At 67.9% G+C, this 18,868-nt stretch carries 21 protein-coding genes; 2 read left to right on the top strand and 19 right to left on the bottom strand.

Going from position 1 to position 18,868, the window contains the following annotated elements:
- Window positions 1–2: 2 nt before the first annotated feature.
- Window positions 3–509 (bottom strand): low molecular weight protein-tyrosine-phosphatase, encoded by a 507-nt coding sequence (locus F787_RS0105935; RefSeq protein WP_028491606.1) that lies wholly within the window; start codon window positions 507–509, stop codon window positions 3–5.
- A gap of 154 nt (window positions 510–663) precedes the next feature.
- On the opposite strand from F787_RS0105935, the gene F787_RS0105930 reads away from it, so the two are divergent.
- Both F787_RS0105930 and F787_RS0105925 read left to right on the top strand, forming a co-directional pair.
- Window positions 664–1,857 carry a flagellar hook-length control protein FliK gene (locus F787_RS0105930; protein WP_028491605.1) on the top strand — a complete coding sequence of 398 codons (1,194 nt, stop codon included), beginning with the start codon at window positions 664–666 and terminating at the stop codon, window positions 1,855–1,857.
- Complete coding sequence (locus tag F787_RS0105925) at window positions 1,854–2,171, top strand: EscU/YscU/HrcU family type III secretion system export apparatus switch protein (protein ID WP_028491604.1); 318 nt, start codon at window positions 1,854–1,856, stop codon at window positions 2,169–2,171. Before F787_RS0105930 ends, F787_RS0105925 begins: the two co-directional genes overlap by 4 nt.
- A gap of 23 nt (window positions 2,172–2,194) precedes the next feature.
- Here F787_RS0105925 and F787_RS0105920 read toward each other — a convergent pair whose 3' ends face one another.
- From F787_RS0105920 to fliQ, 18 genes are all read right to left on the bottom strand, one after another.
- Window positions 2,195–2,617 carry a DUF2802 domain-containing protein gene (locus F787_RS0105920; RefSeq protein WP_018869463.1) on the bottom strand — a complete coding sequence of 141 codons (423 nt, stop codon included), beginning with the start codon at window positions 2,615–2,617 and terminating at the stop codon, window positions 2,195–2,197.
- 83 nt (window positions 2,618–2,700) lie between these two features.
- Complete coding sequence (locus F787_RS0105915; RefSeq protein ID WP_018869464.1) at window positions 2,701–2,928, bottom strand: hypothetical protein; 228 nt, start codon at window positions 2,926–2,928, stop codon at window positions 2,701–2,703.
- A 73-nt stretch (window positions 2,929–3,001) separates the two neighbouring features.
- Entirely contained in the window at window positions 3,002–3,460 is a 459-nt protein-coding gene (locus F787_RS0105910; protein ID WP_018869465.1) for a chemotaxis protein CheW, read from the bottom strand.
- Window positions 3,461–3,598: 138 nt separating this feature from the next.
- A complete protein-coding gene (locus F787_RS0105905; RefSeq protein WP_028491603.1) occupies window positions 3,599–4,348 on the bottom strand; it encodes a chemotaxis protein CheW in 750 nt (249 codons plus the stop codon).
- On the bottom strand, window positions 4,345–5,148 hold the full coding sequence (locus F787_RS0105900) for a ParA family protein (RefSeq protein ID WP_028491602.1): 804 nt from the start codon (window positions 5,146–5,148) through the stop codon (window positions 4,345–4,347). The genes F787_RS0105905 and F787_RS0105900 overlap by 4 nt, the downstream gene beginning before the upstream one ends.
- Window positions 5,149–5,165: 17 nt before the next feature.
- A complete protein-coding gene (motD, locus tag F787_RS0105895) occupies window positions 5,166–6,038 on the bottom strand; it encodes a flagellar motor protein MotD (RefSeq protein ID WP_028491601.1) in 873 nt (290 codons plus the stop codon).
- A 7-nt stretch (window positions 6,039–6,045) separates the two neighbouring features.
- The gene (locus F787_RS0105890; protein ID WP_018869469.1) at window positions 6,046–6,789 is read right to left on the bottom strand and encodes a flagellar motor protein; all 744 of its coding nucleotides are present in this window, start codon (window positions 6,787–6,789) and stop codon (window positions 6,046–6,048) included.
- A 1-nt stretch (window position 6,790) separates the two neighbouring features.
- Window positions 6,791–7,903: a chemotaxis response regulator protein-glutamate methylesterase gene (locus tag F787_RS0105885; protein WP_018869470.1), complete on the bottom strand. Its 1,113-nt coding sequence runs from the start codon at window positions 7,901–7,903 to the stop codon at window positions 6,791–6,793.
- 2 nt (window positions 7,904–7,905) lie between these two features.
- Window positions 7,906–10,218: a chemotaxis protein CheA gene (locus F787_RS0105880; RefSeq protein ID WP_028491600.1), complete on the bottom strand. Its 2,313-nt coding sequence runs from the start codon at window positions 10,216–10,218 to the stop codon at window positions 7,906–7,908.
- Window positions 10,219–10,290: 72 nt separating this feature from the next.
- A complete protein-coding gene (locus tag F787_RS0105875) occupies window positions 10,291–11,073 on the bottom strand; it encodes a protein phosphatase CheZ (protein ID WP_019570003.1) in 783 nt (260 codons plus the stop codon).
- A gap of 35 nt (window positions 11,074–11,108) precedes the next feature.
- On the bottom strand, window positions 11,109–11,489 hold the full coding sequence (locus F787_RS0105870; protein WP_028491599.1) for a chemotaxis response regulator CheY: 381 nt from the start codon (window positions 11,487–11,489) through the stop codon (window positions 11,109–11,111).
- 39 nt (window positions 11,490–11,528) lie between these two features.
- Complete coding sequence (locus F787_RS0105865; protein ID WP_028491598.1) at window positions 11,529–12,290, bottom strand: RNA polymerase sigma factor FliA; 762 nt, start codon at window positions 12,288–12,290, stop codon at window positions 11,529–11,531.
- A complete protein-coding gene (locus F787_RS0105860) occupies window positions 12,287–13,111 on the bottom strand; it encodes a MinD/ParA family protein (protein ID WP_019570004.1) in 825 nt (274 codons plus the stop codon). The genes F787_RS0105865 and F787_RS0105860 overlap by 4 nt, the downstream gene beginning before the upstream one ends.
- The gene (gene flhF, locus F787_RS0105855) at window positions 13,095–14,501 is read right to left on the bottom strand and encodes a flagellar biosynthesis protein FlhF (protein WP_081617408.1); all 1,407 of its coding nucleotides are present in this window, start codon (window positions 14,499–14,501) and stop codon (window positions 13,095–13,097) included. The genes F787_RS0105860 and flhF overlap by 17 nt, the downstream gene beginning before the upstream one ends.
- 55 nt (window positions 14,502–14,556) lie before the next feature.
- Window positions 14,557–16,656, bottom strand: coding sequence for a flagellar biosynthesis protein FlhA (flhA, locus tag F787_RS0105850; protein WP_018869477.1), 2,100 nt, complete (start codon window positions 16,654–16,656; stop codon window positions 14,557–14,559).
- On the bottom strand, window positions 16,653–17,813 hold the full coding sequence (gene flhB, locus F787_RS0105845; RefSeq protein WP_018945944.1) for a flagellar biosynthesis protein FlhB: 1,161 nt from the start codon (window positions 17,811–17,813) through the stop codon (window positions 16,653–16,655). Before flhB ends, flhA begins: the two co-directional genes overlap by 4 nt.
- Before the next feature lies 1 nt (window position 17,814).
- Window positions 17,815–18,567 (bottom strand): flagellar biosynthetic protein FliR, encoded by a 753-nt coding sequence (gene fliR / locus F787_RS0105840; RefSeq protein WP_038081646.1) that lies wholly within the window; start codon window positions 18,565–18,567, stop codon window positions 17,815–17,817.
- A 29-nt stretch (window positions 18,568–18,596) separates the two neighbouring features.
- Window positions 18,597–18,866: a flagellar biosynthesis protein FliQ gene (fliQ, locus tag F787_RS0105835; RefSeq protein ID WP_018869480.1), complete on the bottom strand. Its 270-nt coding sequence runs from the start codon at window positions 18,864–18,866 to the stop codon at window positions 18,597–18,599.
- Between the last annotated feature and the right edge of the window lie 2 nt (window positions 18,867–18,868).

Raw genomic sequence — 18,868 nt, 5'->3', positions numbered from 1 at the left:
GGTCAGCCAGTGGATCCCTTCCGCGGCCGGATGCCGTGCTCGCGTTCGAAGTGCTCGAGCAGGCCGTCCGCGGCCGCCTCGACCAGGTCCATGACATGGACGAAACCCTCCCCTCCACCGTAATACGGGTCCGGGACCTCGGTTTCCGGCCGGTTCACGGCGTACTCGGGGAAGCGTTGCAGGCGCGCGCGCGTATCCTTGCCCTGCAACTGGCGAGCAATCCGCTCGTTCGCCTCGTCCATTACCAGGATGTAGTCGAATTCATCGAAGTCTTCGCGTTCCAGCTGGCGCGCGCGCAGGTGGCTGATGTCGTAGCCTCGGCCCCGGGCTTCATCGCGCGCCCGGGGATCCGGCCCGGAGCCGATGTGATAGCCATGGGTCCCGGCAGAATCGACTTCGATCACGTTCTCCAGCCCGCGCTCGCGCAGGCGCTGTTCGAATACGCCATGGGCCATCGGCGAACGACAGATGTTACCCATGCAGACCATGAGTACACGCAGCTTGGACATGTTGTTTCCTCTGTTGATGAATAAATGACTCGACGCGGCGGGAGCCTGCCCGGCCGCGGCCCTTGTGACAAGCAGGCATGCTCGTACCCGAGATTCCGCCCGAGCCGGGCTTTGTGCCATGCTGATCCGGCATTCCAGCGAGAAGAGCGTTCCCATGGGCGATTTCACCGGCTCGCGTCCTCTGCTACCCCTCCCCGCCTCCGCGGACGGTGCGCGTGCCGGCGGGGTCCGCGATCCGCTGGCCGCCGTTGGACAGCGGATGGAGGTCCGCATGATCGAGCGCCTGGCGGACGGCAACGTCCGGCTGCAACTGCCCGCTACCGGCGGTGGTAGCGCTAGTAGCGGCGATCGCCCCGGCGTGATGGTCGCTCGGCTGGCCGGCGCGATGTCCGAGGCGCTGGCTGCCCGTGCCGAAAGCGGCCAGCGCCTGATGGCCGAGGTCACGCGCAGCTCGCCCTCGCTGGAAGTGCGGCTCCTGCCGGCCGCGGGTTCACCGGGCATCGGGACCGGGTCGCCGGCGGAGACGGATCGCCTGGCGGCCTTGCTGCGCCGGACCCTGCCCGCGGCGCGCGCCCTGGCGCCAACGCTGCAGGCCCTCTCCGCCGCGGCAACGCCTCCGGACACCCGCGCCGACACGGCCTCGACGCGCATCGACGCCCTGGTGCGCGGTCTCCCCGACGCCTCCGCCCTGACCCGCCCCGAAGGGCTGCAGCAGGCGACGCGTGCCTCCGGGGTGTGGCTGGAGTCCATGCTGGCCCAGTCCGGTACACTGGGCAGCGCGGGCCCGAACGTGTCGGGCGACCTCAAGGCCCGGCTGCTGCGGGCGGCCGACGCCCTGCGGCAGATGCCCGGTACCGGCCCGGGCGGCGGTGCCGGCTCGGCCCCCGCGGGCGGGACGGGCCCGCTGCTGGAGGGCATGCTGGCCCGCCTCGCCAGTCTCCAGCTGCAGGCCGCCGGCGACGGAGCGGATCCTCAGCGCTGGCTGTTCGAACTGCCGTTTCGCACCCCGCAGGGGGTGCAGGGCCTGCATGGCGAGATCGAACAACACGCCGGCGAGCACGACGGGGCCGCCGAAGGCGACTGGCGCTGTCGCCTGACCCTCGACCTGCCGGCCCTGGGCCCGACCCTCATCGTGCTGCATTCACGGGCCGGACAACTGCACGTACATTTTACCGCCGAACGCGCGGAGACCGTGGAACGCCTGCAGGCCGGCCAGGGGTCCCTGCGCGACAACCTGGCCGCGCGCGACCTGGAACCGGCGAGTCTTGCGGTGCGTCAGGGCGACGTGGATACCGATCCGCAGGCCCGGCCGGACCGGGCGCACGGCATGCTGGACGAACGCGCATGACCCGTGGCCGCGACAGGCGAACGGGCGGGGCCACGGGGGCACCGGGGCATGACCGGGCCGTCGCCCTGGAGTGGGATCGCCGGCAGGCACCGCGCATCACCGCGTCGGGCACCGGGGTGACCGCGGGGGAGATCCTCCGGATCGCCGAGGAACACGATATCCCGCTGCATCAGGACGCCGCCCTGACCGAGGCCCTGGCCCAGGTGCCGCTGGGCGAGGAGATCCCCGAGGAGCTTTACGTGGCCGTGGCGGAGGTACTGGCCTTCGTGTTCCTGCTGGCGGGGATCACGCCGGAGGACCTCGGACGATCCTGATCAGCCCCCGTCATCAGCCCCCGTCAGTCGTCGTCACGCGCGCTACCGGCACCGTGCAGGCTGTAGATCAGGTCCAGTTCCGCGGCGGTCAGGCTGCAGAGCCGGCGGACTTCCTCGCGCGGATAACCCTCGCGGACCAGCTGGATGGCCTTCTCGTACGAGCCCTGATCCGGGTCACGCGCGCGCAGCTCGGTGTGCTGGTCGTGCAGGCGTTCCAGCGCCCGCTGTACCGAAGCCTGCGCCTGACCGTGATTGATCACCCCCTCGGACAGGACCTTCATCGCCCCCTGCAGGGCCATCAGGGAGGTCGCCTGGCGCTGGTAGTCCTGCCGCAGAGCCGTGAGCTGCCGCCGCAGCAGCAGCACCAGCGCAACGGCGAATCCCGCCACGATGGTGGCCAGCAGCGCGATCCCCGCCGCAAGCCAGACCAGTAGATTCTCTCCCATCAACCCGTGCTCCCCGTTGGCTGGCCCGATTGTCGCGTGAAGTCACGGTCCGAGGCCAGTCCGGAGATGCGATGCGACGGCAATCAGGCGTATTCGTCGATCCGCCCGCCCCGGCGCCGTTCGCGTTCGGCCAGGCGTGGCGGTTTTTGCTGGGCCGGGGGGATCCCGGGGCGCAGGATCGGGTCGCGATCATGGTCGTCGCTCAGGGCGTGGCCGGCCACACTGGTGTGCACCGGACGCACGTCGCGAGGTGGCCTGAGGACCGGGTAAAGCGGCCGTACGGAACGGTCGTGCTGGAGCTCGTCCACCATTTTTTTACCTCCCGCACGGTCTGCCCGTGCATCGGTGCGCCGTCCCGCCCGACCGGGCGAATCCGGCGCCGGGCTACAGCTCCCGCAGCTGCGCCCACTCCTCGTCGGAGAGGAGCTTGTTCAGGTCGACCAGAATGGTCAGACCCGCTTCGGTACTGGTGACGCCCTGGATGAAACGGCTGCTTTCGTCGTTGCCGACCTCCGGCGCCGCCTCCACGCTGTCGGGCGAAATTCGCACCACCTCGGACACCGAATCCACCAGGATGCCCACGTTCTGGTCGTCCACGTCGATGATCACGATGCGCGAGGCATCGTCCGGCTCGCGGTCTTCCAGCCCCATGCGCCGACGCGCATCAATCACCGTGACCACGTTGCCGCGCAGGTTGATGATGCCGAGGATGTAATCCGGTACGCCGGGTACCGGCGCGATGTCCGACACCTTCAGCACCTCCTGGACCTGGAGCACGTCGATGGCGTAGGTCTCGTCGGCCAGGCTGAAGGTCACGTACGGAGCGGTATCGGCCTTGGCCATGGATTCAACGTCTTGTGCGCTCATGCTCATCCTCTTGGAGCGGTCGTGTCCGCCGGGACGGACACGCAACATGGATTCTTTTTCAATGTAACGGCCGACGTCCTGGCGGCTTGAATGCCACCTGGTCCGGCCGGTGGTTCACTGCTGACCGGACTCCCAGTCCCCGGCCTCGAGACTGCCGTGCAACGCCGTCAGGTCCAGCAGGGTCGCCATCTTCTCGCGATCCACGCCCGCCAGCCACGGCAGCCGGCGCCGTTCGCTGCGCCAGCGCAACTGCTCGGGATCGATCGTGCGGGTCCCGTGGATCGCCCGGCAGGCCAGCGCGAAGCGCGAGTTCGCGAGGAAGACCACCTGACGCGCGGTATCCGGTTCGTACTCCCGGTCCGACGGCGTCACGATGGCGGCCAGGTCGATCAACTGCACCCGCCCCTGGTTGCTGTCCGCGATGCCCAGATACCAGGGTGAATGCGCCGGCGTCGGGCGGATGTTCAGCTGATCCAGCGGCGTCACGCCTCCGAGGTCCACCAGGGGAGCCAGCAGGGTCAGTGGCCCGGCTTCGATAACCAGGGCCGAAAACGGCTTTTCCGGCCGGGGATACGTCGGACCCGCGGGAGCTTCCGGCGGCGGCGCGGCGGGGCCGGAAACCGGCGCCGGTTCGCTCGCCGGAACCTCCACCGGGGTGTCCACCGGCTCCAGGATATCGTCGCGCATCAGGCTGCGCGGGCCGGCCGGTGCCTCGGCCACCGGTGTACGCGAATCCTGCGCGGACCGTTCCTCCTTCTGCTCGGCGGGGGCCGGCTCTGGCGCATCCAGCAGGTCACCGAAGTAGTCCTCGAGGGCCTGCGGCTCGGCGAGCAGCGGTCCGTTCTGTTGCCGGTGACGGCTCATTTCGCCTTTCTCCTCTCCCCGTGGGTCCGGGGCAGCCGTCCGCCGATGGTTTCCAGCAGGTCGGCATAGGCCAGCACGCCGCGGGCATCCGGGATCATGAAGCAAAGCGGCTGTCCTGCGCTGGAGGCATCACGGAACTTGGTATCCACCGGAATCACCCCGGACCAGACCTCGTCGCCGTACTGCCGCCGCAACTCGGCCAGCGCCTCGTGCGCCGCGCGGGTTCGCCGGTCGAACAGGGTCGGGATGATGCGGTAGTTCAGTTGTGCCTTGCGCGATTTCTGGACCATCGTCAGGGTGTTAATCATGCGTTCCAGCCCCTTCAGGGCGAGGAATTCCGTCTGTACCGGGACCAGCAGTTCGTCGCAGGCCGCCAGGGCGTTCACCATCAGCACGCCCAGCATCGGCGGGCAATCCATCAGGACATAGTCGTAGTCGTCCTGCACGCCCTCCAGGGCATGGCGCAGCACCAGCCCCATGCCGCCCCGCGTACCGAGCTGACGGTCCAGCGTCGCCAGCGCGGTACTCGCGGTCAGCAGATCCAGTCCCGGGAAGGGAGTCTCGCGTATCAGCCCGGCCGGGTCCGGACGCTCCCCTTCCACCGCCTGATTGAACAGTTCGTACACGCCGCGCGTCGCGGTCTCGGGGTCGTGTCCGAAATACGCGGTGAGCGAGCCGTGAGGGTCCATGTCCACCAGCAGCACACGCTGGTCCGGACCGGACAGCAGTCCGCCCAGGGTCACCGTCGTGGTGGTCTTGCCCACCCCGCCCTTCTGGTTGGCCACTGCCCAGATCTTCATGCGACGTCCTCTCGTGGCTACGGCGACGGCACCGCACGCAGCTGTTCCGGTTCCCGTTGTCCGTCTTCGCGCGGGGGAGCCCCGGGCAGCACCACGATCGCCACCCGGCGGTTTTCCGCCCGCCCGGCCGCGGTCTCGTTGTCCGCCACCGGTCGATATTCCCCGTGCCCCAGCGCCACCATGTCGGCCGGGTCCATGCCCTGTTGTTCGAACATCCTGACCACTGTGGCCGCCCGCGCGGCGGACAGTTCCCAGTTGGAAGGATAGACCGCGGTGGTAATCGGCACATTGTCGGTATGCCCCTCGACGTGAATGCGCGCCGCGCGCGGCGCCAGCACCCCCGCGATATCTTCCAGCACGGGCTCCGCGTCCGGGTTCAAAGTGGCCTCGCCGCTGGGGAACAGCAACTGGCTGGTGATCTCGATCTCCAGCCAGTAGGTGTCCCGCGTCACGTCCACCTGTCCGTCCTCGATCATCGGTGCCATCGCCGATTCGATCTCGGCGGCGACCTCGGCGATCTCGTCCAGCAGGCCCTGCAGATCTTCGTCACCGCGCTCCTCGAACAGACCCGAGGCCGCCCGGTCCAGAGCTTGCGGGCCCTCGTCCAGCAGCCCCGGCCGGATGTCGATGGGCGCCAGCGAACGCGGTACGTCCGCGTCCGACGGTGGCGCGACCACACCGGGATCGCCGACCTGGATCGGCTCCAGCTGCCCCGGGGTCCCGAAGGCTTCCACCAGCGAGTCGGACAGCACCCGGTACTTGCCTTCGTCGACCGAGGAGATCGCATACATCACCACGAAAAATGCGAGCAGCAGCGTCACGAGGTCGCCGTAGGGGATCGCCCAGGCTTCGTGGTTGGCTTCCTCCTCCTGATGTTTGCGCCGGGCCATGTTCGTCCTACCCGTGCACGTAGCCGCCGAGCTTGCTCTCGATATTGCGGGGGTTCTCCCCCTCCGCGATCGCGATCAGACCCTCCATCAGCATCTCCTGGTGACGGGAGCGCTCCTGCACCAGTGCCTTCAGCTTGTTGGCCACCGGCAGGAACAGCAGATTCGCCGAAGCGATCCCGTAGACCGTGGCCACGAACGCGGCCGCGATCCCGGCGCCCAGACGATCCGGATCGGTCAGGTTCTGCATCACCGCCATCAGCCCCATGACCGCGCCCACGATGCCGAGCGTGGGCGCATACACCCCCATGCTCTCGAAGACCTTGGCGCCCTGCAGATCGAAGGCCTCGCGGTTGTCCACGTCGGATTCCAGGATCTGCCGGATCACCTGCGGCTCGGTTCCGTCCACCAGCAGCTGCAGCCCCTTGCGGGCGAACGGGTCGCGTTCCTCTTCGGCTACGCTCTCCAGTCCGAGAAGTCCTTCCTTGCGCGCGATGTTCGACCATTCCACCACGCGGCGAATCATCGCGGCGTTGTCGATCGCCGGCGGACGAAAGACCCACGGCAGCATCTTCATGCCGTGCATGAAGACCCCCAGACGCGCCTGCACCAGGGTCGCGCCGAGGGTGCCCAGCACCACGATGATGAACGCCGCGGCATTCCACAGCGCGCCGATCCCGCTTCCCTTGGCGATGCTTCCGCCCAGCACCGCAACGAGCCCCAGGAGAATCCCGATGAGGCTCAGGATATCCATGTCAGCAGAACCCCTTGACCAGGGCCGGTCCAATCTCCGGCAACGGATACACGTGGTCCGTCAATCCGGCCTCGGCGACCGCCGCCGGCATGCCGTACACCACCGAGGTCGCCGCATCCTGCGACCACACCTGGGCCCCGCAACCCTTCAGCGCGCGCACGCCCTCGCGGCCGTCCGCCCCCATGCCGGTCAGGATGATGGCCAGGACCTGGCCGCGCAGCGCATCGACGGCCGATTCGAAGGCCGCGTCCACGCTCGGCTTGTAGATGGTGCCCGCCGGACTCTCGGTCACCCGCACGCGGGTCTGGGAACCGCGTTCCAGCGTCAGCTGCTGGCCACCGGGGGCCAGCAGAGCCGTGCCCGGGCGCAGGAAGTCGCCGTCCACCGCCTGCTTGATGCGGATCGGGCAGATCGCGTCCAGCCGCTCGGCAAACGCCGGGGTGAAGCTTGCCGGCATGTGCTGGACCAGCACCACCGGGAGCGGGAAGTTCGCCGGCAGGTGCTTGAGCACCTCCTGCAACGCCACCGGTCCCCCGGTGGAGGTCCCGATCAGCACCGCGCGCAGGGAACTGAGCGGTGCCGGCGGACGGGCCACCGGCGGCTTGGGCGTCTCGCGCGCGGTTTCGCTCGCCTTGCGGTCCGCAGCCTGCCGGCGTTCCGACACGGGTGCCTCGGTTTTCGGCCGGTCCCCTCCCGGCGCACTGGAGGAACGCGCGCGGCTGCGCGCCAGACTGCGGACCCGCCGGCGCAGCAGGGCACGCGCACTGTCTTCGTCCCCGGCCATGTCGGAGAAGCGTTTGGGCAGAAAGTCAACCGCCCCGGCCTCCAGCGCGTCCAGGGTCGCCTGGGCACCCTCGGTGGTCAGGCTGGAGAACATCAGGATCGGTCGCGGATGGTCGGCCATGATCTTGCGGACCGCCGTGATGCCGTCCATCACCGGCATCTCGATGTCCATGGTCACGACATCCGGGTCCAGTTCCTTCACGGCGTCGACCGCCTTCTGGCCATCCTCGGCCGTACCCACGACCTCGATCCCGATATCCGCGTTCAGGATCTCCGCAATCCGGCGTCGGAAAAACCCGGAATCATCCACCACCAGAACCTTGACCGGCATCCTCAGCCCTCAGCTCGTCGGGCGGCCCGGCGCGCTCGCCCGCTGCCCGGTACCTGATTCACCAGCAGGGTGACCAGGTCCGAGACATCCAGAATGAGTGCAATGCCACCATCGCCGGTAATGGTGGCCCCCGCCAGGCCCTTGACCCCCTGAAGATTCTGGCCCAGAGGCTTGATGACAACTTCTTCCTGCCCCACCAGACCGTCGACCACCAGGCCGACCTTGCGGTCGGCCGCATGGACCACGACCACATGGGCGTTCTCGCGGGGTTGTGGTTCCACGCCGGGCTTCGCCCAGCGCGACAGATAATGGATCGGCAGGGTCTGGTTGCGCACCACAATGACTTCCTGCTCGTCCACGTAATGGGTCTGGGTGAGGTCCAGATCGAGGATCTCGGAGACCGCCGCCAGCGGGATCGCGAAACGGCGTTCGCCCAGGATCACCATCAGCGCCGGCAGGATCGCCAGGGTCAGCGGCAGCTTCACCCGCAACGTCGTGCCGACGCCGACCTCCGATTCGATCTCCACGGTGCCGTTGAGCTGGTTCAGGCTGGTCTTGACCACGTCCATGCCCACGCCCCGGCCGGAGACATCCGAGATCTCGGCCTTGGTCGAAAAGCCGGCCATGAAGATCACGTTGAAGGCCTCGCGGTCGGTCATGCGCTCGGCCATCGCGGGCTCCATCAGCTCCTTTTCCACCGCCTTGCGGCGTAGCGCATCCGGATCCATGCCACGTCCGTCGTCCTTGATGATCAGGGCGATATGGTCGCCCTCCTGGGCGGCCCCGAGGACCACCGTGCCGCGCCGCGGCTTGCCGGCCGCCTCGCGCTCGTCGGGCATCTCGATGCCGTGGTCCACCGCATTGCGCACCAGATGCACCATCGGGTCCGACAGGGCCTCGACCAGGTTCTTGTCGAGGTCGGTCTCCTCGCCAAAGATCTCCAGATCGATTTCCTTGCCCAGGTTACGCGACAGATCACGAATCACGCGCGGAAAGCGATTGAAGACCTTCTTCACCGGCTGCATGCGGGTCTTCATCACCGACGCCTGGAGATCCGAGGTCACCAGCGCCAGCGAACTGATCGCCTTGCCCAGTTCATCGTCCACGTGCTCGGAGCGCAGCATGCTGAGCCGGTTGCGCACCAGGACCAGCTCGCCCACAAGGTTCATGATCTCGTCGAGCCGCTCGGTATCCACGCGCACCGAGGTCTCGCCCTGATTTCCGCCACCGCCCTGGCCGCCTCCGGCACCCCCGCCGGCGGCACCACCTCCGGAAGCGCCGCCGCGCCCACCGCCGGAGGCGGGCGCCGGCCCGGAACTTTCCGCCTTCTGTTCCTTCCCGGCCGCGCCCCCGGGCGAGGCTGCCGCCGGTTCTGCGGCAGGCGCGGTGTCCGCGTGTTCGGTGCCGCCGGCCCCGGCGGCGGACGCCGAACCTTCCGGAAACGGTTCCGCAGCGGCGGACGGGCCCGGCTCGGCCGGCTCGGCCGGCTCGGCCGGTTCGGCCGGCGCGGTCGGTGGGCCGGCTCCTTTCGCCTGCAGTTCGTCGAGCAGGCTCTCGAACTCATCGTCGGTGATCTCGTCGTCGCCACCACCCGCGTCACCGCCATCCGCGGCCGCGACCTCCGGGGCCGACTCCGCTGCCGTGCCCGGATCCACCGGCTTCGGTGGCTGGTCTCCGTGCAGGCTGTCCAGCAGGGCCTCGAACTCGTCGTCGGTGATCTCGTCCCCGGCACCCACGCGGACTTCGTCATCGCCCGGCGCGTCATCCGCTGCCGGCTCCGGCGCGGACGGCGACTCGGCCGCTTCCTCCAGCGCCTCCGACGGCCAGTCGTCGGCCGTCGCCGGCGCTGCCTCCCCGGCCGGGGCCGCGTCCGGCGTTTCTTCCGCGACCGGGGCGGCTTCGTCCCCGCCGCCGACGGGGACCGTTTCGTTGCGGGCCATGCGTCGCAGGGTGTCGACCAGATCTTCGGGCGCCGGCGTCGGCTCCTGGCCGTCGCGCAGCTCGCCGAACATCACGTTGAGGGTGTCCAGCACCCGCAGCATGGTGTCCATGAGCTGGCCGTCCACCTGGCGCTCGTGATTGCGCAACAGGTTGAAGACGTCTTCGGCGTTGTGGCACACCGTCACCAGCGGGTCGAGCCCGAGAAAACCGGCCCCGCCCTTGATGGTATGGAAACTGCGGAAGACCGCATTCAGCAGATCGGTATCGTCCGGATGCTGTTCCAGGTCGATCAGCTGTTCGTTCAGGCCTTCCAGCAGCTCCCCCGCCTCGATCAGGAAGTCCTGGAGGATTTCGTCGTTGGGGTCGATGGCCATGCGGTCTCTCCGTTCCGGTGACTCGAATCGTCGGCAGATGGCTGCCGGTGCAAGGGGATCCCGGGACGGACCCTAGAACCCCAGGCTCGACAGCAGATCGTCCACCTCGTCCTGTCCTTGAACGACATCCGTGCCGGAATCTTGAGTGTGGGGCACCGCGGGTCCATGCCCGCGGCGGTCCTCCTCGCGCGCGGTTTGTTCCGCCTCCGGGGCCTGTTCGGCCGCCGCCCGGGCATCCTTCTCCAGGCGCCCGGAAGACAGGCGGATCAGCGAGACCAGGCTTTCCTCCAGATCCGTGACCAGACGGATGACCCGCCGGATCACCTGCCCGGTGAGATCCTGGTAGCTCTGTGCCATCAGGACCTGTGACAGCAACCGGCGCAGTTCCTCGGTGTCCTTGCCGGTCTGTTCGAAAAATGCATCGAGTTCGCGCGCGAACTCGCGGAATTCCTCCACCGACAGTTCGCGGTTGCGGAACCGGGTCCATTTTTCGGTGAGTTCCGCGGCACGCCCGGCGAACGCCTCGGCAATCGGCAGGGACGATTCCACCGCATTCAGGGTTTCGTGCGTGGCCTGTTCGGTCTGGGTCACCACGTAACTCAGACGCTCGCGCGCATCCGGAATCTCGTCCTGCGCCAGCTCGACCAGACGCGAATCGCCCCGGAAGCTCTCCAGTGCCTCGTGCAGTTCGCGGGTCAGCTTGCCCAGTTCGTCGAACAGTTCGCGTTCATAAGGCCGCGCGAGCTCCTGGATCAGGCGGCGCGAAGCCTCCTCGTCACCGCCTTCCAGAGCGCCCACCAGCTCCCGCGCCAGCGCGAGCCGGTCTTCCCCGGAGGCATTCTCTTGTTCGGTCATCGGGTCTCTCTTGCCGTGTCAGCCGGTCGCGGTATTCAGCCTTTAGCTTCAATACGTTCGAAGATCTTTTCGATCTTCTCCTTGAGTGTCTCGGCCGTGAAGGGCTTCACAATGTAACCGTTCACGCCGGCCTCTGCCGCCTCCACGATCTGATCGCGCTTGGCTTCGGCCGTGACCATCAGCACCGGCAACGATTTCAGCCGCTCGTCCTTGCGCACCTCGCGCAGGAGGTCGATGCCCGGCATGTTGGGCATGTTCCAGTCGGTGATCAGAAAATCGAAGTCGCCGTTCTGCAGCATCGGCAGGGCGGTGCTCCCGTCGTCGGCCTCCATGGTGTTGTTGAAGCCAAGATCCCGCAGGAGATTCTTGATGATGCGCCGCATCGTGGAGAAGTCGTCCACGATCAGGATTTTCATACCCTTGTCCACAGTTCGCTCCGGGAATGTGTTTGAACCTTAGAATATCTGCAGGGACTCGACGTCTTCGAGCCACGAGCCCAGACGCGCCCGCAGACGGTGCACCGCCTGGCTGCGGATCTGGCTGACGCGCGATTCGGTCACGTCCAGCACGGCACCGATCTCGCGCAGGTTGAGTTCTTCGGTGTAGTACAGGTTGAGCACCAGTCGTTCGCGCTCGGGCAGATCGCCCAGTGCGTCGGCCAGTTCCTCGCGGAACTCCCCGGCCTCGATGCGCCGCGACGGGGACTGCTCCTGCCCTTCCAGCACGCGATCCGCCTCGCCCTCCGGGCCGCCCACCTCGTCCAGCGCGAACAGATGGGCACCGGCATGATCATCCAGCATCTGGTAGTACGTTTCCACCGGGACGCCCAGCTCCTCGGCGATCTCCGGGGCGCGGGCGGCGCGGCCCTCGCGGGCCTCCACCGTCTGCATCGCCTCGGAGATCCGCCGGCTGTTGCGGTGCACCGAGCGCGGCGTCCAGTCGCTGCGACGCAGCTCGTCGATCATCGCCCCGCGGATGCGGATCCCGGCGTAGGTGGCGAAGGTCGCCCCCTGGCCGCCTTCGAACTGCCGCGCGGCCTCGATCAGCCCCACCATGCCCGCCTGCACCAGGTCATCCACCTGAACCGAGGCCGGCAGCCGGGCCATCAGGTGATGGGCGATCCGATTCACCAGCTCGACGTGGTCCGCGACCAGCTGGTCCGGTCCGCCGGTCCCCGCCCGGGCGTATCCTGCAAGTCTGTTCTTTGGCGTGTTCATGCGCTTTGCAGCATCCTTTCGACGAAGAACCCAACTCCCCCGCTGGCGCCGCGGGCCACCGGCCAGCCGTCGACCTTGCGCGCCAGCTCGAGGAACGCCCGTCCCGCCGGGCTGCCCGGGGACTGCTGCACCACCGGCGCCCGTTTCTGCACCGCCTGGCGCAGGGCATCATCCAGCGGAATCACGCCCACCAGATCCAGTATGACCTCCGGCAGATAGGTGGAACAAACCGCCTGCAGCTTCTGCATCACCCGTTCCGCCCCGGCTCGGCCCTGCACCATGTTCGCGACCACGCGGAACCGGTTCACGCCATGATCCCGATGCAGGACCTTGATCAGCGCATAGGCGTCGGTCATCGATGCCGGCTCGTCGGTGACCACCACCAGGGTCTCCTGCACGGCCTGACAGAAACTGGTCACCGACTCCTGCAACCCGGCCGCGGTATCCACCACCAGTACGTCCAGCGGTCGCGTATACATGCTGAAGGCCTGGATCAGACCGTGATGTTCCGGCCGGCTCAGGTTGGCCATGGTCGCGATCCCGGACGCGGAAGGCACCACGCGGATTCCCTCCGGGCCCTCGATGATCACGTCTTCCAGATCCTCGACGTCCCCGGTCACCAGGTCGTGCAGCGTCCGCTGCGGACGCAGGCCCAGCAGTACATCGACATTCGCGAGCCCCAGATCCGCATCGAACAGCATGACCTCGCGTCCCAGACGGGCCAGTCCGACCGACAGGTTGACCGAGACATTGGTCTTGCCGACCCCGCCCTTGCCCGAGGCCACCGCGACCACCTTCAGGGGCTTAGTGTTGTGTGACATGACGTCCCTTCAGCACCGGTTGAATCATTTCCAGCGGGGCGGGCTCCTCGCCCGCGGCCGGCTCGTCCGCGGATCGCGGTCGCCGCGCCTCGCGTTCCGTCGCCTGGCGCCGCCGCCAGGCCTGCATCGCCTCGTCGACCCAGGCATCGGCCGCCCCGTGCTCGGGTTCCTCCTGTAGCGCCAGGCGGGTCAGATGTCCGGTATCCACGCGATGGAAGTCCTCGGCGATGCGCTGGCCGTCGCTCATGAACGCAACACCCAGCGGCTGGTCCAGCAGTACCGAAAGCACCTCGCCCAGCTGTTCCGCCTCGTCCAGCTTGGTCAGTACCAGGGCCGAGGGTTCCGTGGGGGCAAATGCCTCCAGCACCCGCCGCAGGGCCATCCCCTGGGTGGTGGCCGCGATCACCAGCCAGGTCTCCGCGCGCACGTCGGCGGGCATGTCCGTCAGCAGGGGTTCGCGCGGGGCGGTACGCGGCGACTGTCCGGCGGTATCCACCAGGATCAGGTGCCCGCTGCCCGCCGAGCGCCGCGCCATCTCGCGCAGCTCGGCCTCCGTCTCCACCACACGCACCGCGGTTCCCGCCATCTGGCCGAAGGCCTGCAACTGCCGCGTCGCGCCGATGCGCTGCGCGTCCATGGTGACCAGGGTGACCGAATCCGGCCCCATGCGGCGGATCTGGCGCAGTGCAATCCGGGCAATGGTGGTGGTCTTGCCGACCCCGGTCGGTCCCTCCAGCGCGAGCACCCCGCCCTCGTCGAGGATCGAGGCGCGCGCGGTGACGATGGCACCCGACAGGCGTGCCCGCAGGCGCTCCCATGCCTCCTCCGAGCTGTGATCGTCGAGGATGCTGCCGGCCAGGCTGCGCGCCAGCGGCTCGCGGAAGCCCAGATCCATCAGCCGCGCCTTGCATTCGGCCGCCAGTGGATGCCGCGCCGCCCAGCGGGCCTGCTCGTTCTCTTCGTACTGCCGCGTCAGCAGACTGCGCAGATCCCGCAGTTCCTGACGCATCGCGGACACCTCGGGGTCGGTGGGCCATTGCGGGGCCGGCCGCTGCCGGGACCCGGCAGCCGATCCCCCGCCGGCGGAAGCCGCCGCGGGCTCCGGCGCGCGCGAGTGCTCACCACGTGGCGCCGATTCATCGCGCACACCCTGGCGCATCGATTCCCGGGCGGAGCGTGCCCCGCTGCCGGCGTCGTCCTGCCGCGGGGCACCCCGGCCGTCACCCTCTGCCGTTCCGGCGGGCTCCTCGCCGCCATCGAGGGCCGCGACCACCTCCAGCCAGCCGTCGACCCGGCGGCTGGACAGGATCACGGCGTCCTCGCCCTGCTCCTCGCGGACCTGGCGCATCGCGTCGCGCATGTCCCGTGCCCGGTATCGTCTGACATTCATCGTTCGCTCTCCCGCCGATCGTTGACTGGTGCTTCAGGCCATGCCCGTTCGCACATCACGCCGACTTCTTGTCTGCTTCATCCTGTCCCACCGTGGCCACCACCCGGATCCGCCGGTTGTCCGGGATCTCGGTGAATGCGAGGACGGTCAGGTTGCGCACCGCGCCCCGCAGCCACCCGGCGATCCAGGAGCGGATTTCCGGGGCCACCACCAGCACCGCCGGCTGTCCCGCCGCCTCCTGACGCTGGGCGGCCTCGCCCACCGATCGTTGCAGGCGTTCGGCCAGGCCCGGCTCCAGTCCGACGGTGTCGCCATTGCTGCCCTGCAGAGACTTATGCAAGAGCTGTTCCAACGAGGGGTCGAGGGCGATCAGGGGCAGTTCCTCCTCCGGTCCCACCAGGTCCTGGACGATGGAGCGCGACAGGGCGACCCGCACTGCGGCGGTCAAAGTGCCGGGATCCTGACTCTTGGCACCCTCCTCTGCCAGGGTTTCGGCGATCGTGCGCAGATCGCGGATGGAGACCTGTTCGGCCAGCAGGTTCTGCAGCACCTTCAGGATCACGCTCAGCGACAGCGTCTTCGGCACCAGGTTTTCCACCAGCTTGGGCGAACGCTGCGCCAGCTGGTCCAGCAGGTGCTGGGCCTCCTCGTGGCCGATCAGCCGGTGCGCGTTTTCGCGGAACACCTGCGACAGATGGGTCGCGATCACCGTGGACACGTCCACCACGGTGTACCCCGCCCCCTGCGCCTGTTCGCGGTTTTCCGGGTCGATCCACAGGGCATCCAGGTTGAACGTCGGATCCTTGGTCGGCGTCCCCGGTACCTCGCCGAAGACCTCGCCCGGGTTGATCGCCAGCTCCTTGTCCGGGAAAACCTCGGCCTCGGCGACGGTCACGCCCAGCAGGGCGATGCGGTAGGTGTTCGGACTCAGTTCGAGGTTGTCGCGGATATGCACCGGCTGCAGCAGGAAGCCCAGCTCCTGCGACAGCTTGCGGCGCACACCCTTGATCCGCCCCATCAGCTGCCCGTCCTGGGTCCGGTCCACCAGCGGGATCAGGCGGTAGCCGACCTCCAGCGACACCAGGTCCACCGGCGGCACGTCTTCCCAGGACAGCTCGCGGTTCTCCGGCGAGGGTTCCTGCTCGGCCTCCGGCAGACGCTCCACCTCGGCCGCCTCCTCGCGACGCTGGCGCGACATCAGATAGCCACCCCCGGCGGCCAGCGAGGCCAGGCCGAGGAACACCGCATTGGGCATCCCCGGCACCATGCCCAGCGATGCGATCACCCCGCCGACCACGTACATCACGCGCGGGTTGGAGAACATCTGCCCGACCACCTGCTGGCCCATGTCCTGGGTGGTGGACACCCGCGTCACGATGATGGCCGTGGCCGAGGACAGCACCAGCGACGGGATCTGCGCGACCAGCCCGTCGCCAATGGTCAGCAACACATAGTTGGTGGCGGCATCGCCGATCGACATCCCGTGCTGCAGGGCGCCGATGGTCAGTCCGCCGATGATGTTCACGAACAGGATCAGGATCCCGGCGATGGCGTCGCCGCGCACGAACTTCGAGGCCCCGTCCATGGAACCGTAGAAATCGGCCTCCTGGGCGATCTCGTCACGCCGCCGGCGCGCCTCCTCCTGCGTCAGAAGTCCCGCATTGAGGTCGGCGTCGATCGCCATCTGCTTGCCCGGCATGGAGTCCAGGGTGAAGCGGGCGCTGACCTCGGACACGCGCCCCGCGCCCTTGGTCACCACCACGAAGTTGATGATGATCAGGATCGCGAACACCACCAGGCCGACCGCGTAGTTGCCGCCGACCACGAAGTCGCCGAAGGCCTGGATGACCTGCCCGGCCGCGTCCGTCCCGGTGTGCCCTTCCAGCAGGATCACCCGGGTGGAGGCGATGTTCAGCGCCAGACGCAGGAGCGTGGCCACCAGCAGTACCGTGGGAAACACCGCGAATTCCAGCGGCCGCGGGGTGTACACCGCGACCATGATCACCACCAGCGACAGCGCAATGTTGAAGGTGAACAGCACGTCCAGCGCCACCGGCGGCAGCGGCAGCACCATCATCGACAGCATCGCGATCAGCAGCAGCGGGGCGCCCAGCCCCCAGCGGCCCATGCCGCTCAGGCGATCGAGGAAGCTCATGCGTCATCCTCCCGGCGCCGGCCGTGGCGTCCCTGGTGGGGATCGAGATATTCGTCCGGCACCGGCAGGTCGTCCGGCATGTCCACGCCCTGGTCGGCCCGCTTGAGCTGATACACGTAGGCGAGGATGCGCGCCACGGCCACGAACAGGCCGTCGGGAATCTCGCGGTCCAGGTCGGTGGTGAAATACAGTGCGCGCGCCACCTTCGGTGCCTCGACCCGAATGATGTCGTGCTCGTCGGCGATCTCGCGGATATTCGCCGCGACCTCGTCGACGCCCTTGGCCACCACCTTCGGCGCCGACATCTTCGAGGCCTCGTAGACGATCGCCACGGCATAGTGCGTGGGGTTGGTGATCACCACGTCGGCCTTCGGCACCTCTTCCATCATCCGGCGCTGGGCCATTTCCTGCTGTTGCTGGCGGATCTTCTGCTTGACCTCGGGCTTGCCGTCGGTCTCCTTGTACTCGTCCTTGAGCTCCTGCCGCGTCATCCGCAGCTGCTTCTGGTGATTCCACATCTGGAACGGCGCGTCGATCGCCGCGACGATGATCAGCGCCGCCGACACCGCGATGAAGGTGCCGAGCGCGATCTGGGCCGCATGCGACACGCCCTGGTGCAGTGGCTCGTAGCCCAGTCCCAGGAGACGGTCGGAGAAGGTCCACAGGGTCAGCATCGCGACCGTGCCAACCAGCGTGAACTTGGCGAGGGTCTTGCCGAACTCCATCAGCCCCTGCCAGGAAAATATCCGCTGCAGGCCCTTGATCGGGTTCAGCTTCGACGCCTTGGGCGCCGCCGCCTGCCAGGAGAAATTGGCGCCGCCGATCAGGATCGGCGCCATCACCGCCGCCACCATCAGGATCCCGAACAATGGCAGCAGAGCCATCAGCGTCTGAAAGATCTGATCGGCCAGGTACGGCAGCAGCAGATCCGGGTCATGGGCCAGCTCCGGCTCGAAGTCCAGACGGGCCCGGGTCTGGTTGGCCAGCTGTCCGCCCAGGGTCGGGCCGAAGAACAGCATGAAGATCCCGGCGGTGATCAGCACCAGAAAGGTCGACAGCTCCCGCGAGCGCGGGACCTGACCCTTCTCGCGCGCCTCGCGGAGCCGTTTCTGGGTCGGCTCTTCGGTTTTTTCCTGTCCGTTCTCGTTCTCGGCCATGTCAGAACCCCAGCAGGACCTGCATCAGTCCGAAACCTTCCATGGCCAGCTCGCCCACGCGCTCGGGCAGCCCGGGCAGGATCAGCAGCAGGAGGACGAAGCCCATCAGGATCATCATCGGGAAGCCGACGGCGAAGATGTTGAGCTGAGGGGAGGCCCGCGTGATGACCCCCATGGAGATGTTCACCACCAGCAGCGAGGCGACTGCGGGCAGCGCCACCAGCACCGCCCCGGCAAACATCGTCTGGCCGAACAGCGCCACCTGCATGAAGGCCTCCGCATCCAGTCCGGACGGCGCGACCGGCATGGTCTCGAAGCTCGCCAGCAGCAGTTCGAACAGGATCAGGTGGCCGTTCAGGGCGAGAAAGATCAGCGTCGCCATGGTCACGAACACCGTGGAGATCACCGGTACCTGAATGCCCTGCGCCGGATCCATGACCGAGGCGAAGCCCAGCCCCATCGACAGGGCCACCACCTCCCCCGCCTGCGTCAGTGCGGAGAACACCAGCTGCAGGATGAAACCCATGGTCAGGCCGATCAGGACCTGATGCAGGGTCACGATCGCCCCCTCCAGGCTGATCGGATCCACCTCGGGCAGGGCGGGCTCCTGCATCGCCACCACCACCGCCAGCACCAGCGCCAGGCCCATGCGCATGCGCGCGTTCAGCTGGTCGCCCCCGAAGATCGGCATGACCACCAGCATCGCGCCAATCCGGGCCAGCGGCCACATCACTGCGGCCACCCACACCAGCATCTGGTCGGTGGTGATCTCCACGAGGCCCCCTAGCCCACCATTCCCGGCGCGTTCTCGTACAGGCGCTCGGTGAACTCGATCACCAGCGACAGCATCCAGTGTCCACTGATCAGCAGCGCGGCGAACATCGCCAGCAGCTTGGGAATGAATGACAGGGTCATTTCCTGGATCTGGGTCGCCGCCTGCAGCATGCCGATCGCCAGGCCCACGGCCAGCGCCGTCAGCAGCGGCGGCGCCGCCAGCAGGACCACCACCATCAGCGTCTCGCGCCCGATATCCACGACCGTTTCGGGTGTCATCC

This window comes from Thioalkalivibrio sp. ALE19, from assembly GCF_000428605.1.
Lineage (GTDB): Bacteria > Pseudomonadota > Gammaproteobacteria > Ectothiorhodospirales > Ectothiorhodospiraceae > Thioalkalivibrio.
This window is presented reverse-complemented; position numbering and strand designations above follow the sequence as displayed.

What these genes read in the sequence shown, in the direction of transcription:
- F787_RS0105935 (WP_028491606.1), bottom strand. Translation starts at nt 509, where the DNA reads ATGTCCAAGCTGCGTGTACTCATGGTCTGCATGGGTAACATCTGTCGT.
- F787_RS0105930 (WP_028491605.1), top strand. Translation starts at nt 664, where the DNA reads ATGGGCGATTTCACCGGCTCGCGTCCTCTGCTACCCCTCCCCGCCTCC.
- F787_RS0105925 (WP_028491604.1), top strand. Translation starts at nt 1,854, where the DNA reads ATGACCCGTGGCCGCGACAGGCGAACGGGCGGGGCCACGGGGGCACCG.
- F787_RS0105920 (WP_018869463.1), bottom strand. Translation starts at nt 2,617, where the DNA reads ATGGGAGAGAATCTACTGGTCTGGCTTGCGGCGGGGATCGCGCTGCTG.
- F787_RS0105915 (WP_018869464.1), bottom strand. Translation starts at nt 2,928, where the DNA reads ATGGTGGACGAGCTCCAGCACGACCGTTCCGTACGGCCGCTTTACCCG.
- F787_RS0105910 (WP_018869465.1), bottom strand. Translation starts at nt 3,460, where the DNA reads ATGGCCAAGGCCGATACCGCTCCGTACGTGACCTTCAGCCTGGCCGAC.
- F787_RS0105905 (WP_028491603.1), bottom strand. Translation starts at nt 4,348, where the DNA reads ATGAGCCGTCACCGGCAACAGAACGGACCGCTGCTCGCCGAGCCGCAG.
- F787_RS0105900 (WP_028491602.1), bottom strand. Translation starts at nt 5,148, where the DNA reads ATGAAGATCTGGGCAGTGGCCAACCAGAAGGGCGGGGTGGGCAAGACC.
- motD (WP_028491601.1), bottom strand. Translation starts at nt 6,038, where the DNA reads ATGGCCCGGCGCAAACATCAGGAGGAGGAAGCCAACCACGAAGCCTGG.
- F787_RS0105890 (WP_018869469.1), bottom strand. Translation starts at nt 6,789, where the DNA reads ATGGATATCCTGAGCCTCATCGGGATTCTCCTGGGGCTCGTTGCGGTG.
- F787_RS0105885 (WP_018869470.1), bottom strand. Translation starts at nt 7,903, where the DNA reads ATGCCGGTCAAGGTTCTGGTGGTGGATGATTCCGGGTTTTTCCGACGC.
- F787_RS0105880 (WP_028491600.1), bottom strand. Translation starts at nt 10,218, where the DNA reads ATGGCCATCGACCCCAACGACGAAATCCTCCAGGACTTCCTGATCGAG.
- F787_RS0105875 (WP_019570003.1), bottom strand. Translation starts at nt 11,073, where the DNA reads ATGACCGAACAAGAGAATGCCTCCGGGGAAGACCGGCTCGCGCTGGCG.
- F787_RS0105870 (WP_028491599.1), bottom strand. Translation starts at nt 11,489, where the DNA reads ATGAAAATCCTGATCGTGGACGACTTCTCCACGATGCGGCGCATCATC.
- F787_RS0105865 (WP_028491598.1), bottom strand. Translation starts at nt 12,290, where the DNA reads ATGAACACGCCAAAGAACAGACTTGCAGGATACGCCCGGGCGGGGACC.
- F787_RS0105860 (WP_019570004.1), bottom strand. Translation starts at nt 13,111, where the DNA reads ATGTCACACAACACTAAGCCCCTGAAGGTGGTCGCGGTGGCCTCGGGC.
- flhF (WP_081617408.1), bottom strand. Translation starts at nt 14,501, where the DNA reads ATGAATGTCAGACGATACCGGGCACGGGACATGCGCGACGCGATGCGC.
- flhA (WP_018869477.1), bottom strand. Translation starts at nt 16,656, where the DNA reads ATGAGCTTCCTCGATCGCCTGAGCGGCATGGGCCGCTGGGGGCTGGGC.
- flhB (WP_018945944.1), bottom strand. Translation starts at nt 17,813, where the DNA reads ATGGCCGAGAACGAGAACGGACAGGAAAAAACCGAAGAGCCGACCCAG.
- fliR (WP_038081646.1), bottom strand. Translation starts at nt 18,567, where the DNA reads ATGCTGGTGTGGGTGGCCGCAGTGATGTGGCCGCTGGCCCGGATTGGC.
- fliQ (WP_018869480.1), bottom strand. Translation starts at nt 18,866, where the DNA reads ATGACACCCGAAACGGTCGTGGATATCGGGCGCGAGACGCTGATGGTG.